At 45.9% G+C, this 15,615-nt stretch carries 10 protein-coding genes; 1 reads left to right on the top strand and 9 read right to left on the bottom strand.

Features of this window, described 5'->3' with window-relative positions:
* Positions 1–13: 13 nt before the first annotated feature.
* Genes IJJ71_RS09170 through IJJ71_RS09130 form a run of 9 tightly spaced genes read right to left on the bottom strand, consistent with a single transcriptional unit; the run spans position 14 to position 14,182 of the window.
* The gene (locus IJJ71_RS09170) at positions 14–5,788 is read right to left on the bottom strand and encodes an RHS repeat-associated core domain-containing protein (RefSeq protein WP_296846530.1); all 5,775 of its coding nucleotides are present in this window, start codon (positions 5,786–5,788) and stop codon (positions 14–16) included.
* Between the two features lie 15 nt (positions 5,789–5,803).
* Positions 5,804–7,264, bottom strand: coding sequence for a clostripain-related cysteine peptidase (locus IJJ71_RS09165; RefSeq protein ID WP_296846529.1), 1,461 nt, complete (start codon positions 7,262–7,264; stop codon positions 5,804–5,806).
* Positions 7,261–7,731, bottom strand: coding sequence for a hypothetical protein (locus IJJ71_RS09160; RefSeq protein WP_296846528.1), 471 nt, complete (start codon positions 7,729–7,731; stop codon positions 7,261–7,263). The genes IJJ71_RS09165 and IJJ71_RS09160 overlap by 4 nt, the downstream gene beginning before the upstream one ends.
* Before the next feature lie 9 nt (positions 7,732–7,740).
* On the bottom strand, positions 7,741–8,247 hold the full coding sequence (locus IJJ71_RS09155; RefSeq protein WP_296846527.1) for a carboxypeptidase-like regulatory domain-containing protein: 507 nt from the start codon (positions 8,245–8,247) through the stop codon (positions 7,741–7,743).
* Positions 8,237–9,502 carry a hypothetical protein gene (locus IJJ71_RS09150; RefSeq protein WP_296846526.1) on the bottom strand — a complete coding sequence of 422 codons (1,266 nt, stop codon included), beginning with the start codon at positions 9,500–9,502 and terminating at the stop codon, positions 8,237–8,239. Before IJJ71_RS09150 ends, IJJ71_RS09155 begins: the two co-directional genes overlap by 11 nt.
* A gap of 27 nt (positions 9,503–9,529) precedes the next feature.
* Positions 9,530–10,012, bottom strand: coding sequence for a type II secretion system major pseudopilin GspG (gspG, locus tag IJJ71_RS09145; protein ID WP_296846525.1), 483 nt, complete (start codon positions 10,010–10,012; stop codon positions 9,530–9,532).
* Positions 10,009–11,010, bottom strand: coding sequence for a type II secretion system F family protein (locus IJJ71_RS09140; RefSeq protein WP_296846524.1), 1,002 nt, complete (start codon positions 11,008–11,010; stop codon positions 10,009–10,011). Before IJJ71_RS09140 ends, gspG begins: the two co-directional genes overlap by 4 nt.
* Entirely contained in the window at positions 11,007–12,170 is a 1,164-nt protein-coding gene (locus IJJ71_RS09135; RefSeq protein ID WP_296846523.1) for a GspE/PulE family protein, read from the bottom strand. The genes IJJ71_RS09140 and IJJ71_RS09135 overlap by 4 nt, the downstream gene beginning before the upstream one ends.
* A complete protein-coding gene (locus tag IJJ71_RS09130; protein WP_296846522.1) occupies positions 12,167–14,182 on the bottom strand; it encodes a type II secretion system protein GspD in 2,016 nt (671 codons plus the stop codon). The genes IJJ71_RS09135 and IJJ71_RS09130 overlap by 4 nt, the downstream gene beginning before the upstream one ends.
* A gap of 133 nt (positions 14,183–14,315) precedes the next feature.
* Here IJJ71_RS09130 and xseA point away from each other — a divergent pair, with 133 nt between their 5' ends.
* On the top strand, positions 14,316–15,515 hold the full coding sequence (gene xseA / locus IJJ71_RS09125) for an exodeoxyribonuclease VII large subunit (RefSeq protein WP_296846521.1): 1,200 nt from the start codon (positions 14,316–14,318) through the stop codon (positions 15,513–15,515).
* Positions 15,516–15,615: the final 100 nt, after the last annotated feature.

Raw genomic sequence — 15,615 nt, 5'->3', positions numbered from 1 at the left:
TTATTAATTTTACCTAATGGTTTTTCGCAACAGTGTCCATGCGGTTTATTTTATCAAGCGGAACATAAACTTTTCCGTCAAGAACAGTCCAGCCCACTCCTTTTCGATTGTTCCCAAGCGAACCTGCCGTATCGAATTTGGATGTGGGGGTAATCGCGACGGCAAGCTTTCCGTCAATAGTCCGGACATCATTCGTCAGGCCGACAAAATGCAGGGAATATTCCCCATTATGGGAAGAGTAAGCTACCTGAGCGATTACGGCACAAGGCTTGTCCATGTACTGCATTGACCGGATTGTTTCTGCGCACCTTATTTCGCTGAGATTCCGGCTTGTCATAAGGCTGTCTACCCTCTCAACGCTGTATGGCCGGAATCCGTTTGACTTCATATCAACCTTTTGCTGCGGGCCAATGAAGTCGCTGTAGAGCAGGTCATACATTTTTTCCGCCTTGCTAAGTTCCGACAGTTTTTCGCCGCTGGTATAGACATTATGCTTTTCAAGACCGAAATTTTTATTCAAGCCCTGCCAGCTGATGTACTCACCGTTGAAATTCGACTTGCAATTGTTTATAAAATCGTTGGTCACAGGAACTCCGCTAAGGGCAGAAATAATCTCCGCGGCAGCCGTAACGAGGCATCCTTCTTTAGAAGCATATACAGTCTTATCTATCTGATATGACACTCCGTTGCTGTTTACACCAGTGATGATATTGACACTTGTGGCACCGAGCGGAACATTTCCCATATCCTGCATATACTGCTCCTTCATCGTGACGGCATAAAGTCCGTTCTCGTCAAAGAAAGACACAGGATTTCCATCACAATAAGCATACCAGTTTATGCCATCGCGAATGGGGTCTACCGAGCAAAAGCGTGCGAAGGAAGGCTCATAATCCCTGAAACCGAAATCATACAAACGGCTTGCCGAGTCAAAGTTTTTTCCAGCAAAGCCAAACTCAGGCGAATCCGACAAAGGCTCCCCATGCAAATCATAGTCAAAGTTTTTTGAGAGGCCGCCAAATCCAATCTCCGAGCATAAGCTTCCGGCCGAATCAGTCATAAGCACGGATTTTTCTGCCCCGTAAGACACTCCTTCTGAAAAGCATGACAATACATTTCCACGAGGATCGTAAAGCGGATAAGAATCAGGCGTGAATTTCGTGGAATTTGTACGCTTGTATTCGCTGGCAGCATCATTGTCATCAATAAAAACATATCTTTCGGAAGATTTTTTCTGGGCTTTTCCGTCACGGCTTCTGGCATAATCAGATGAAGGCTCAGTCACCCTTCTTGAAAAATCATTCCGAGAGCTGAAAATGAACATTCCGCCCCCAAGATAGGAATTTCTTCTCATCCCGGACTCAGATTTCCACGATGCGCATCTTCTTCCCAGGGCATCATACTCATATTCGCGGACAAATTCGCTTCCGTCCAGAAGGTCGCGCACAAAAAGTCTCTCGATTCTGTTTTCAGGACTAACATCGCATTTCATTTCCGTATAAGTGCTTTTTCTGGAAATCATGTTTCCGTTGGCATCATAAGAGATTCTGCCTGAATTTCCCCACGAGACGAGCCTGTTTTCAGAATCATAATTATATGAAATAACGCCATAAGGATTTGTTTTTTTGATCATGTTTCCCCTTGCGTCATATTCATAGGACTCGGAAATCACGCAGTCTCCGCCGCTCACCTGCAATGCGCCGAAAGAAATCATCGAGCAAAGTTTTTGAAGGGAATCGTAGGCTTCATCATCAAAAGAAGCCCGCTCATAAGCCCTAGACGAATCAAGGCAGTAAAGCCCAGCGTCCCCAACCTCACGGCGCATTTTGCGCTCAAGGGAATCACTGTAAGGATAAGAGACTTTCTTTATTCTTCCGAAATCATCATACTGATACGAAGTGACAAGGAATCTGGAATCAAGTGAACAGCAGACTTCGCCTTTTTTTGAAAAGACGGTTCCCTCGACGAACACAGGCGACAAATCGGAAGAGTAGCCAGCCGTAAGGATTTTTCGGCCGAACTTGTCATAAAAAGTCCTGACGCTCTCACCAGAATCATAAACACGAAGAGTCTCACGGCCGCACCTGTCATACACGAAGCGAACACGGACATTCACAGCCGAGCCAGATGAAGAAAAAGAATCGGTCATCTCAACTATCTCGCCGTTTTTTCCGTAAGTGTATGTAATCGCACGGTTCTTTGACTTGATTCCGACAAGATTTCTGGCATCATCATAAGAATATAGAATCTCGCTGTCCTTGTTTCCTTCGTCCTGACGGATAAGCGCGCCAGAAGCATCATAACAGAAGAATAATTTTTCCGCGCCGCACGAAGCTTCCGTAAGATTTCCAGCAGCATCATAGACATAGCTGAACGGTTTTTCGCCTGAGCCTTTCACGGAATAGGAAGCCCCATTGTATGAGAAGGTCTTTAAGAATCCGTTGAAATCCCGCTGGGAAACAAGCTTTCCTTCCGAATCATAACCAAGCTCGCATTTGTCACCGATGGAATTTCTGAACGAAACAACTCGGCCAAATCCGTCGCACGAATATGAGAATCCGTTTCCTTCTGAATCAGTCCGGACTATTGTTTTTCCATCCGCAGAATAATCATAGCGGGCGATAAGTTGTCCGTTCTGCCTCATGGCCATAATGTTTTGGGAATCATCATACTCATATTCAAACAAAGTCCAGAAAGGTCGTTCCGAAAAGCTCGTCATATTTCCGGCTTTATTGTAAGATTTTTTCCACACTAGCCCTGCTCCGTCCGAAAGGCTCACGCAATTTGAGGCAGAGTCATATTCATATCTGAAAAATGTTCCGTCCGGGAATAAAACTTTTTCAAGCCGGCTGTTTTCATCATAAAGATAAAAAACTTTCTCGCCGTAAGGATTTTTTACGCATTTGATTCGTCCGAGAATATCTCGCTCATAACAGGTCTGGTTTCCAAGCCCATCAATATATGCGACCACCTCAGAGAATGCGTTTAGAAGAAATTCTTCCTTATACTTCTTTGCGGAGATATGTGTGATTTTTCTGTCCTCATAAATCCAGCTGTCTTCTTTTATCGTCTCTCCGGTCGCATTTTTCAGAACCTCCGAAATGAGCCGCCCGGACAAATCATACGCGCGCAAAGCATTTTTGTCAGGCTGAGCAGTTTGTTTTGAAGAATATTCGCGGATTGTATTCATTGCAGGGCTTTTTTCTGTGTCAGGCTCAAATTGCGAGCCGAAAAGGAAGTTTTTTTCTGCCCGGCCTGAATCACTGTACTCAACAGACTGCACGCAGATTTTATCACAAGAATTTCCTTCAAAATCAATGCCAGAGACATATTCCGCAACACATCGCCGCGCCTTGTCGTACTCATAAGAATGAACGCGACATTCCCCGGTAAGCAAGTCTTTTTCAGTCCGCTTAAGGAGCAGCTTTCGAGGAGAGTATTCTTCCGTGATTTCAAGGCCACCGCTCATGTTCAGGCGCATCTTGTGCTCTTCGTAAGAAACGGTGCTTTCCCTGCCGAGCATGTCCTTGTGTGATACGAGTCTTCCGGCAGAATCATATTTCCAGCTTTCGGAGCCGGAAATTTTTCCGCTTTCTCCGTCGATGATTGTTTTTGAAGTCACATTGTTTGAATCATCATACTCATACCAAGTCCTTTTTCCATGGCAGTCCGTTACAGACGAAATATTCGAGTCAGAATCATACTCCAAATGAAGCAATTCCTCAGTTCCGCAGAACACTTCTGTAATACGCATGGCAGAATCATAAACATAGCGAATCGAATTTCCATCTCTGTCCGTGAAAGACAAGATTTTTCCGTCTGAATATTCCCATCTGTCAGAAGTTCCGTCCTGGTAAATCTTCTCGGTCATGTTGCCAGAAGAATCATAAGCGAAGGACACTGATTCAGCAGATGAGGACTTTGCTTTCAGAAATCCATTCTCATCATATTGATATGAAACATTTTCCCCGTCCTGAAATCTGGCAGACACAACGCGCCCGAAAGAATCATAGTCAAACACGGACACAATGCCGTCATGGTCAGTGTAAGTAGTTTTTCTTCCCGCGACATCGTAAGAAAAATACTCGCTTTTTCCTTCCTCATCTGTTGTCCTTACAACAAGAAATTCATCGCCAAAAAGTTCATAGGCGAATGTAAGATATGAAGAATCTGCCTTTATCTGCTTTGACAAAAGCCCATCCTGATTATACTCAAAGCCCCTTGTGTCTCCGTCAGAATCCGTGACAGCGGAAAGTTTTCCTTCTGCGTAAGAATATGAAAAACCCAGCGCAGATGATTCGTCCCTGACTGCCTCAAGGTTACGACCATTCCATGCAAAACTAATCTTTTTTCCGTCAACGAGGACAGATGAAATCCTCATTTCAGAGTCATAAAAGAATTGGACAGAGCCGCCATTTCTGAAAGTGAACGATGTTGGAAGCCCTATCTCCGAATAATAGCGTCTTTCTCCAGTCACAGGATAATAAACGCTGTAACCGTCATCAAGCACGGAAAGCTCAACCCTGCATTTTTTGAACGGAGAAGCAGGCTCAAATGAGCCGAACTCATTTTTTCTGAAAACAATCACGCTTCCGTTGTCCTGCACATAAATCACAGTATCATGGTCGATACATGAAGCAAGCTCGCCCGGATAAGCGTACTCAACATAACGGTTCAGCTCCTTCTGCTTTTCATTGACACAGGAAAGCTCTCTCAGCACTGAGAATTCAGCTTCTTTTTCAGAAAGCAGGCTGAGCATATCATCGAGAACAGGCCGGCAATCAGAGTCCTCGTCAGCATAAGAACTTATTTCCTTCTCATAGTCTGCGAGCGCGGAAAGATATTCTTCCCAAGCGGCAATTTCATTTGAATACAAGTCTGAGTGTCCGCGGATGATTCTTGTCTCAAGGTTTGAGCTCCAGCCTCGGCCGAAAAATCCGCTTCCGTAATTATTTTTTGAGGCATCCCAAGATGAGTAATGTCTTTCAACGGAAAAAGATGCCTTTCTTCCTGTAACGGATAAATCAGTATCTTCTATTGTATACTCACCAGTTGCTATGAGAACCGGATCCCCGGCAAAGCTTATTGTCTTTCCTTCCTTATTCGTTATGACTCCGGCGGTCTTGCTCTCGTTAAGTTCGCTCTTAAAACCCATTCTCTCGCAGTAATCATCAAGAATTTTCTCGTAGCTGCGAACTTTATCCTCCAAATCCCATATCGTGCTAAGATTCTCGCCCCGCCCCCTGGCTTCCTCAAGAGCTTTGTTTGCCTCTATCAGCCTTGAAAGAAGCTCAGTTCCGGGAGCGTCAGTGGCAGAGCCTTTGGGAGAAGGAAAACTTGCCGCAATGATTGCCTCGTTCTCCTCTTTGTCGCCCGGGCCTGTATACTCGTAGATGAAATTTCCTTCTTCATCATAAACATCATCAATCGTAATGTGGTCAAAACCTCCGTCACCGTTAGGGACATCAAGGAAATCATTATAGGCAGAAGCCGCCTCAAGCAGTGCCGCAGCCTCTTCCTCGCTGATCGGGCCATCATCATCTTCTTCATCTTCATCATCTACATTGTCAAACCATCCCACCCAGTCAGGATAATCATCAGCCCAGTCATCATCGTCGTCATCAGAATCATCATCATCTGAATCATCGTCAGAATCATCATCATCTTCTGAGTCGTCTGACCAGTCCGACCAGTCGGAAGAATCATCGTCCGAGTCCGCCCGAACATGGGCTGGAACGAAAATCATGAAGGACAGGACGAGCGCAATAACGGAAAACAGTTTTTTCATAATCAATCTCCTTTTTTAGAAATTTGTGTAAAACAATTTGTCGAGCAGGCTTCCAGAATTGTCCTCGGTCGGAACATAGCCGTCACAGTCACGGACAAAACGACCCAGGTTCGTGTCACGCGAGCCTTTCCGATAATTCTGTGGATGGGAGCTTTGCAAAACTCCGGGACTTCTGTACACACCGAAAAACACCCCTGGAGCCGCACCTTCCCCACTAGCACTCCATTCCTTTACAAGCATTTCCGAAAGAACTGGAAGGACTTCACCGCTAGGACAATAAGCTGAAAGTTTCAAAAGCAAATCCCTGACATCGACATAAAAATCAGTCGGATATGATGTCGAGCAGTAAGAAACACATCCCTTCTCAAAAATCCCGAAAATCTCATCGTGCAAGTCCTTTGTATTGATGGATGATGCAAGTTTTTTCGTATAATCAGAAAATGTACGGACAAACGCAGGAACTTTTTGCAAATCGACGCATACAAAAGAAGCGTAGCCGTAATCGCAGAAACTTTTTTCGTACTGCGCCGCCACAGAATCAATAAAATCTGCGGGAGTTTTTTCGCTTTCGGAGAAATTGTTCATAAATTCCGCATAGTTCCAGCCGCTTTCAGGAACAAGAGCCGGCGTTCCCAGCATGTAGTCGGCACAGTCTGAAAGTTCATACGCACATTCAAGAGTCATGCCGAAACATGTGTCAAATCCGATGACGGAAATTTTTTCCTTCATTCCGTCACTCACGGCGGAGCGCAGCTGGGAAATCGCCATGTAGGAAGAGGAAGCATCATCAATTGCGACAGCCCTGGTCACGACGGATTTTTCGGTCTCGTTTCTCCAGCCAGTTCCATGCCCCCAGATAATTAGGGCATAATTTTCGGCAGGGAAATTTTTTTTCGAAAATTCACAGAATCCAGACAGGGTGAACGGGTTTGCCATATCAAGCTCTGTTCTCACTCCGACAGAAAGTCCAAGCTCCGGGCAGTCCAGCTGCTCGCTCACAATCTGGGAACGGTTGAGCCTGTCATCCTTTGAAATCCTGTAGAGCCTTGTGTCAGACCAGTCTCCGTTCGTGGCATCATAGTTTTCGGAACGGTCAAAAAGAACTAGCACATTCACATCATAAGCTATATCCGCATTCTCAAGCTCATTGAAATCAGCAATCGCCGCGCCCTCAAGATTATTATCCGCCGCCATGTAGACAAGGAGCGTCCATTTAGCAATTTCCTCATCAGATACGCCAGTTTCATTCAAAGGAATTACCATCTCATCATCTGAATTGGAATCTCCTGCCTCAGAATCAGAATCTTTCTGCTCAGTCTCCCTATTTTTATCAGAAAGATTTTCTTTCGTGTCAGTGTTTTCCGGGGCTTTCGGGTTCAACACAGAAGGCCCTTCTTCCGCTCCGAAATTTCCGTCGCATGATGAAAACAGGCACAGAATCATGACGAAGCACAGGAACAAACTTGATTTTTTCATTCATACGCCTCCCTGACACAATACATGCCGTAAGGGTCTTTCCAAGTGCTTCCGTCCGTGTATGTGATTTCCCTAAGATACATGTAATCGATGATGTAAGGCTCATCGGGCACGCACGAAAGATACTGGTCAAGGCCAAGTACAAAATCAGTGCACGCGCCCGGCTGTACCTTCCAGTTGCATTTTGATACTATGCAGTTCGATCCGACAAAAGGATTGTTTCCGTCTGCATCGTAAAGCATAAACGAGACGGTAAATCGCTCCACGGTCTTCGAGCTGTCATTGAAAAGACCGAAATGAAGCCCCGCAAAATTGTATTTTTCCTCAACCTTTCCAAGCTCAATGTGAGGATTGGAAATCAGGTATGGGCATGTGAATGAGTCCGTGGTCTCGCACGAGCTAAAAGAGAACATGCAAAGCGCAAAGGCCAGAATCGGCAAAACCGTTTTTTTGAATTTATTCTTCATATTCACTCCCTAAATCTTCTCAAGCATTTCATCAAAAGATTTCTTCGTTTTTTCGGACGGAGACTCACAGAAATCAATCAGCGCGCACAGACACTTGTATGAAGGATTTTTCTCATTGTATTGCCTTGAATTGGCAAGAAGTTTCCGGGCATCGGCATATTTTTTTTCTTCAACAAGAGGTAAAATCTCATCAAGAAGTGAATCAATCCGCTCAACCTGAACGCAGAAAATCGTCTTCCTGTCATGAAAATCCACGGTCTCGCATAAATTTTTCCAGCCATCACCACCGCCAGAAAGCTTGTGAAAGCCAGAGGAAACATCCCGGAACACAAAGATTCCGGAAGAATCAGTAACGGCATTCATTCCGATTCCGAGATTCAGGTGATAGTCAGGCACAGGTTTTCCGTCCATATCGCAGACTTTTCCCATCAGGACAGCCTTTCCCTCAAATTTTGTTGACGCGCAGGACACGAGCAGCATTGAAACAAGAATCCAGAAAAAACATTTAGTTCGCATTCACAGACTCCTTTTTCTCAAAAGCCATACGGCCGTCCATATTCCTGTAGCAGATAAAAACAGAGCCGTCTTTTTTGATTTCACCGATTTTATTTTTGAGCAAAGATTTTTCGGAAGCCTTGACTGCCCCGGAACGCGAAGCCCCTGCCTGGAACAGTTTCTGCTCTTTTTTAGCAAGTTTAGGCTCTGAACCGAAAAGATACGCATACTGAGCCGCAAGCAGGACCGGGCTGAAACTATCCCGCAAAGTATTTTTAAGGAAGGAAAGCTGAACCTTGCACATTCCGCCGTTCTCAGAAACTGACACGAGTTTTTCTGCCCAGCCGGCTTTCTCTGCCACAAGTCCGGCAGTTTTCAGGCATGAGTAAAGGATTTCCCGCCTTGCAAAGAAACTGAATTCCACGCAGTCATCGCCGTTATGCTCCTTGTCAAAGACCGCCCCCAAATCCCGGAGACCTTTTCTTATTCCGACAACGAAGGAAATTTCCTCCTCAAAAGAATTTTTTCGCAAAGGAAGTTCCATTAGAGAATCACTCTCCGTAAAAGGAAGCACCATCTCAAAGCGAGGCTCATTGTCCTTAAACGAAACCACGCAATACTGAGCATTAGCGACATCCTCGCAGTTGCAGCCGTAAACTGAAAACGAGCAGACCCCGCCACCATGCGCTTTTGAAATCAAATCATTTTTTCTGTATGAGAACGATGAGATTTTTCCGCCATGAGAGCTTACGGACAAAAATACCGATGAAAGCAAATTCTCAACAGAAGAAGATGATTTTTCTCCTATATTAATGTCTGCATTGTTCTCCACCTCAGGCTTTGTGGCGGCATCTTCCGCAATCTGCAGATAGACTTCATCCGCCGACTTTTGCGCAAAAAGCACAGATTTTGCGATTCTGAATGAAAGAAGTGCGGCGAGAACAATCAGAAAGAGTGCGAGGAATCTGATTGTATTCGTTCTCCAGGAAAACACGCTCCTTTTTGCCTGTCCCTCAAGATAAAGCGCGCCGCCAGAACTCTTGTAAGCGGCAAGGCTCGCTTTTTCCATCACAACGACCTCGGCCAAGAGATTCTTGCGCTCAACACAATATTTCGTGTCATAGCAGCAGTTCCCGGAAAATCGCGGGTGCATTTTCTCCAGCTCGCTGATGATGAAATTTCTGCGCCTGGAAAAAGCGAATCTCCACGGAAGGAAAATCCTGTAAAGCTCATAGTCCGCGCTTCTTACCATAGTTTTTCTAAAAAATTCTTTCATAATAATCCTCCTTAAAAATCAATTTTTTTATTCCCAGGAAAGAATGTCTCTGTCATTTCCATTTCCACCCTCAGTCCTGTCCGCACCGAGCGAAATTATTCCGAACGGAAGGCCTTTAGGAAGTTTCTCGCTGTCCGCAGAGCCTTTGAGCAAATAGACATATTCGCTGCCCCACGGATCAGCAGAGATTTTCTTGTCCGTGTAAGGGCCGTTCCAGTTTTCCGCCAGAGGAAAAAGCTCCGGCTCCTCCCACAAAGCCATAAGCCCCTGCTCCTCTGTCGGGAAACGTCCGCAATCAGCGAAATAGTTCTCAAGCGAAAGCTTAATCTGCTCAATCTGTGCTTTGGCAGAGGCAACCCGCGCTTTCTGAATCATCTTGTGGGCGGCGATACCAATCTGCGAAGTAAGGATTGCCGTCACAGCAAGGACTGCCAGAGTCTCAATAAAAGTGAATCCTGCATCCTTCCGTTTTTTCAGTTTTCCGAGGTCTTTCCGCGTGATTTTTTTCATATAATTCCTCCAATATTTGTGATGTACGGCAGAAACGCCGTTTTCAGAATCAAAGTCATGTAAGCAGCTGCAAAAAAAAGAAGGAGCGGCTGAACAGAGGCAAGGAAAATCTTCTCCGTCCGCTCATTTTTGGCCGAAATATAGTCAGCCGTGTTTTTAAAGCCGTCATTCCTGCCTGTCTGCTCGCACAGAGACAGATTCTCCGAAAGAAGCAGCCCCTCTTTTTTGAAGCCGGCATCAGAAAAGCATTTCCCGAAGCAGGATGCGATTTTCGCTCCCTCAAGAAGCTCGTTCCGCACAGAAAGCAGGGCGAACGCAATCTTCCTGTCTTTCTCAGAGAAAGCGAAGGCGCAATTCACGGCAGAAAGCGTCGGAAGGGAATGTCGGGAAAGGAAATCCATTGTCTTAAGAACGCTCAGGCACGGACTTGCGCGAAGGATTCTCAGCGACAGCCACACAAAAAGAATGAATACCGCCAAAAGAACAAAATCCGCGTAAATCATTGCACTCATTGCCTCAGACTGAATTTCAGCCGCAGTTTTTCCGTCACCCCCAAAAAGCCCCGAAAACTCAGGAAGCAAGAGCTTCACCGAAAAGAATCCAGAAACAGCCGTAAGAATCACAACAAAGAACGGATATGCCACAGCCGAAACGAACTTTTCCAGCGACTCACTTTCATGCAAAAGAAGTTTTTTGAGATGAAGAAGAACTTCGGCAACAGCCCCACATTCCTCCGCGACGCTTATATACGATATGTACCAGGACGGAGCCTTAACCAAAGGCGACATGCTCACTGCGACAGAAAATTTCGTTCCGCCGCACAAAGACTTTCCAACCGAGGAACAAAATTCCGCGAGTTTTCTGTCCGTGGAAGAAATTCGCCCCAGGATTTCAAGCGATTTTTGAATAGAAATTCCGCTGGACACGAGTTCAGAAAGTCTTTCTGTGAAACAAGCAAGTCTTTTTTTCCTCGAAAGAAAATCAAAAAATCCGTTCATGCACATTCCTCCATGCCTACCTGATTCATTCGGGTAACGACCTCAGCTTCAAGCCGCACTTTATTTCCTGATTCGCAGACCAGCCGCTGAAAAATCACCGCCTGCAGAACTGATGAAAATTCCGAAAAATCAACTCCAAGCTCCTTCATTCTGATTGCAGTCTCCCGAATCCCGCTGGTGTGAACCGTAGCAAAAACAAGATGCCCGGTAAGGGAAGCCTGCAATACGGTTCGTGCCGTCTCACAGTCACGGATTTCGCCAACAAAAATCACATCCGGATCCTGCCTGAAAATGAAGCGCAATGCCTCGCCGAAATTCATGCCGCAATTCTCGTCAACATGAATCTGAGTCACGCCGTCCAGAACATATTCCGGCGGATCCTCAATCGTGATGATTTTCTTTTTGGAGCCGAAGATTTTTCCGACTTCCATAAGAAGAGAAGCCGCCGTCGTTGACTTTCCGCTGCCTGTAGCCCCGCAGATGAGCACCAGCCCCTGCTCCTTCACAAGAACCGCTCTGAGATTCCTGCACTGTTCATCAGAAAATCCCAGCTCCCCGATTGAAAGCGGAAGCCTCGCGACATTAAGAAGCCTGAGCACAACGCTCTCAGCAGCCCCTGCCCCAGAAAATGAAGGAATACATGACACCCGCACAAAAACCTGATTCCCATCCGAAAACACAAACTGCCCGTCCTGACCACGCCTGCTTTCCAGCACATTCAGGTTCGCAAGCACCTTGATTCTCCTGATAAGCTCACGGCTTTTTTCCGAAGAAAGTTCCGTCACGCTTTCAAGCATCCCGCAGATTCTGAAACGCACGCGGTTTTCTTCTATATGAATGTCCGTCGCGCCTCTCCTTGAAGCCTCGCAAAGAAGCGTGTCCAAAAGCATAGCCGCCTCGCTTCCTTCGTTCATCCTCTCGTTCTCACGCGGGCTTTCACCATAGCGAAGTGAAATCTCGTGACGCAGTTTTTCATCATCAATTGCAACGAAATCGCATCTCTGATTCCCGAACTGGCGCACAGATTTTTCAAGTTTTTTCTTAAGCTCCTCGTTATCGATATCAGTCAGTCCAATCCGAACAAGATTTTCTCCGCTCTCAAGCACAACAGCCCCGTTGTAAAGGCTGAAAGTTACGGACAAATCAAACTTTCCGCTCATTTTTTCGCTCCATTTTCACTAAGTTTTTTCACAGCATTTTCAGCCGCTTCTGACAACCGTTTTTTTAGCCCGGCCTTTCTCTGCTCATCTTTTTTCTCCGCCCCGAAGATTTCCGCGCTTGGAAGAAGGTAAATCACAAGCTCCGTCTTCTCCGCGGATTTTTCCTCAGCCTTAAAAAGTCTTCCAATCAAAGGAATTCTTGAAATCAGCGGGATGCGCGAAACATTTTCGTTCGCCTCTTCCTGAACCAATCCGCTCAGAACTACAGGCTCCCCGGATTTTGCCCGCACCTCAGTCGTAATCACTTTTTCGCTCGTCGGAGGCGGATTCCCGGTGGTGGTAGACAAATCAGTCCCCTGCCTTGATACGCTTGCCGTGATTCTGCTGGTAATCATTCCGTCTCCAGTCACAGTTCCTGTCACTTCAAGCTTGAGGCCGGAAATTATTTCCTTCGTAACGCCCGAATAAATCGGCTCCCCAGTCTCAGGATCAAGATTGTTGTCACGGTAGCGGTAAGTGTTCGTATTCTGGAAGTTAATCGGTTTTCCGCTCACACCGTTCAAAGTCGTGTCGGCAAAGACCTTCGCGCGGGATTCAGAAATAGCCGTCTGAAGTTCCCCGGCAAAATGAAGCCCGAACGCGCCGACGACATCAAGGTTAAGGTTCAGGACGCTTCCAAGCTGAACGGCACCATCATTCATGTCACCAAGTTTCACCCGTCCGGCCTTAAACCGCGGATTCCATTCCGTGTCCTTCGTGGACTGATACTGCATAATCAGAAGGTCGTATCTCACGCGAGAAACAGGCCTGTCCAGAACAGCCAGCTCCTCAATCAGCCTTTCGTAAGCCGCATCCGAGCCTGTAAAGAAAAAGCTGTCACCATGCCCGGTATCGCTGATTGAAGATTTTTCCAGAAACGGAGGAAGATGAGCCATAAAATCCTCAGTCCTGATATATTTCAGATTGACAATCCTGCTGTGATTTTTCGAATCGATTTCGGAAACAAAATCCTTAACCGCCCCAAGCTCCTCATCATCACAAAGGAACAAAAAACTTCCGTCAGAGACCGACATGCACTCAATCTCCGGGAAACGCTTTGAGAGCAAAGAAATGCAGTCCGTGTTTTTCAAAAATTTAAGTTCCTGTTTCCGCCATTTTTTGCCCGCCTGAGCAAAAAGATTCTTGTTTTTCGAGGCTTTCAGGAAATAAACTCCTTCGCGCACGACAAATTCCGCCCCTGCCTGAACGCACAGAAGCGAAAGAGCCTCGTCAAAATCATCCGCCGTAAAGCTTGCCCGCATGATTTTCTGCTCATTCGAAAGCAAGAAGCAGAATTCCTTGCCCGCCTCGCTGAAAAATTTTTCCACCGCAACAGAAAGTGGCGTATTCTGCACATCAACGAACCACTTGCCGTCATTCAATGCGAACAAAGCCTTTCCGTTCCCAGCCCCCTGAGCCTGAGCCGAGCTGTTCCGCGACACATGGAAAGATTTTTCCTGCTCCTTTTCGAGCGAAAATCCCATGCAAAGCCCGGTAATCCGCTTCAAAATTTCCTCAGACTTACAGAAACCTGTGTGCAGGCTCACCTTCACAGAAGGAAGTGAATCGTAAGTGACGCAGAAGCCTGTTGCAATCGCAATCTTCTCAAAAAGCTGAACAGGGCTGACATCGAAAGCATCCAGCGAGTACAAATCATTGTTTTTCTGAATCCTCACGCGGCTGACAGTCCAGCGGTTCTCACTCTTCTCGACATAAAGCCTTGACTGAAGCAAGAAAGCCTCAAAAGACTCATCGAAATTTTCGCCTGTGCAGCGAAAATCTGCCTTGCCCGAAACAGTGTCGTCGGCAGAAATCGAAAGCCCGGTGTAAAGGGAAAGAGCGTAAAGAATCTCATGAATGTCACGGCTCACGAATTCATAAGCTTCCTCCGCACAGATTTTTTTAGCGGGAACGCAAAGGAACGACGCAAAAAGCACAGCCGAAATCCAATACCGCAATTTTTTTAGAATCACAAAAGTACCTCCATTTTTTTATATATATGTATTTCCAAAATTTTTTCATTTTTGGCAGTCTGTTTGAAAAAAAAGTGAAAAAAATTGCGAAATTTATGCTTTTTTTTGGAATTTTCTATATAATTCAGAGGATATGGCCGAGCTTTTTCCGAAAGACACAGTTTTTACAGTCTCAAATCTCACATCTTTAATCCGCGAAATCTTAGAAGGAACTTTCTCAAACATCACTTTGGAGGGCGAAATTTCAAACTACCGCCCCAACGCAAGCGGTCATCTTTACTTTACTTTGAAGGACGAAGGCGCACAGATTAGTGCCGTAATGTTCCGTGGCCGCGCCATGAGCCTCGGATTTGTGCCAAAAGACGGAATGAAGGTCAAATGCACAGGCTCTATTTCGGTCTATGCACCGCGAGGAAATTATCAGATTATCATAAACAAAATGGAAATTGCGGGAGCCGGAAACATTCTTCAGATTCTTGAAGAACGCAAAAGAAAGCTTGCTGCCGAAGGTCTTTTCAATTCTGAGCGCAAAAAGCCAATTCCACGATTTTCAAAGCGAATCGGCATCGTAACAAGCCCCACTGGAGCCGCATTGCGGGATATTTTGCAGATTACAAAAAGGCGAAACCCAGGCGTTGATGTCGTGATTCTTCCGGCACTCGTTCAGGGAGATGGAGCTGCCATTACAATCGCAAACATGGTCAAAACGGCGAATGATTTTAATTTGTGTGATGTTCTTATCGTAGGCCGAGGAGGAGGTTCTCTCGAAGATTTGCTTCCATTCAGCGAAGAAGTTGTAGTCCGTGCGATTGCTGATTCCAAAATTCCTGTGGTGAGCGCGGTCGGACATGAAATTGACTGGAGCCTCAGCGATTATGCAGCAGACATGCGTGCCCCCACACCTTCTGCAGCAGCCGAGCTTGTCGTCCCAAAACAGAGCGACATTTTGCAAGGGCTGGCAGCCTATAAAGAAGAATTTTACAATCAGATTACAAGCAAGGTTGAAAGGCTCAAACTGATGATTAAGTCTTTTGATGTTGGGAATATGGAAGTGCGCTTCCGCTCAATCGAGCAGCCGCTTTTGAACCGCCTCGAAAACGCAAGGGAAGCCATGATTGAGTCGATGAACCAAAAAATCAAGGACACAAGGCAGATTATCCAGCAGAGCGTACACATTCTGGAGCAGGCAAGCCCGCAGACAATCCTAAACCGAGGCTACTCAATGGTGCGCACCGCCGACGGAAAGATTGTAAGGAGTCCACTAGAGGCCGCAACAGGCACAAGGCTTGAAATCACCCCAGCCCAGGGCAAAATTTTTGCCACGGTGGATTAAACTGAATCTTGAAAACTACCGATACAAGAAGTAATCATAAAAAAACGGAGAGAACTGATATGACAAACAAAAGGAACTTTGACTTTTTCATACTATTAAA

Source organism: Treponema sp. (assembly GCF_017430385.1).
Taxonomy (GTDB): domain Bacteria; phylum Spirochaetota; class Spirochaetia; order Treponematales; family Treponemataceae; genus Treponema_D.
This window is presented reverse-complemented; position numbering and strand designations above follow the sequence as displayed.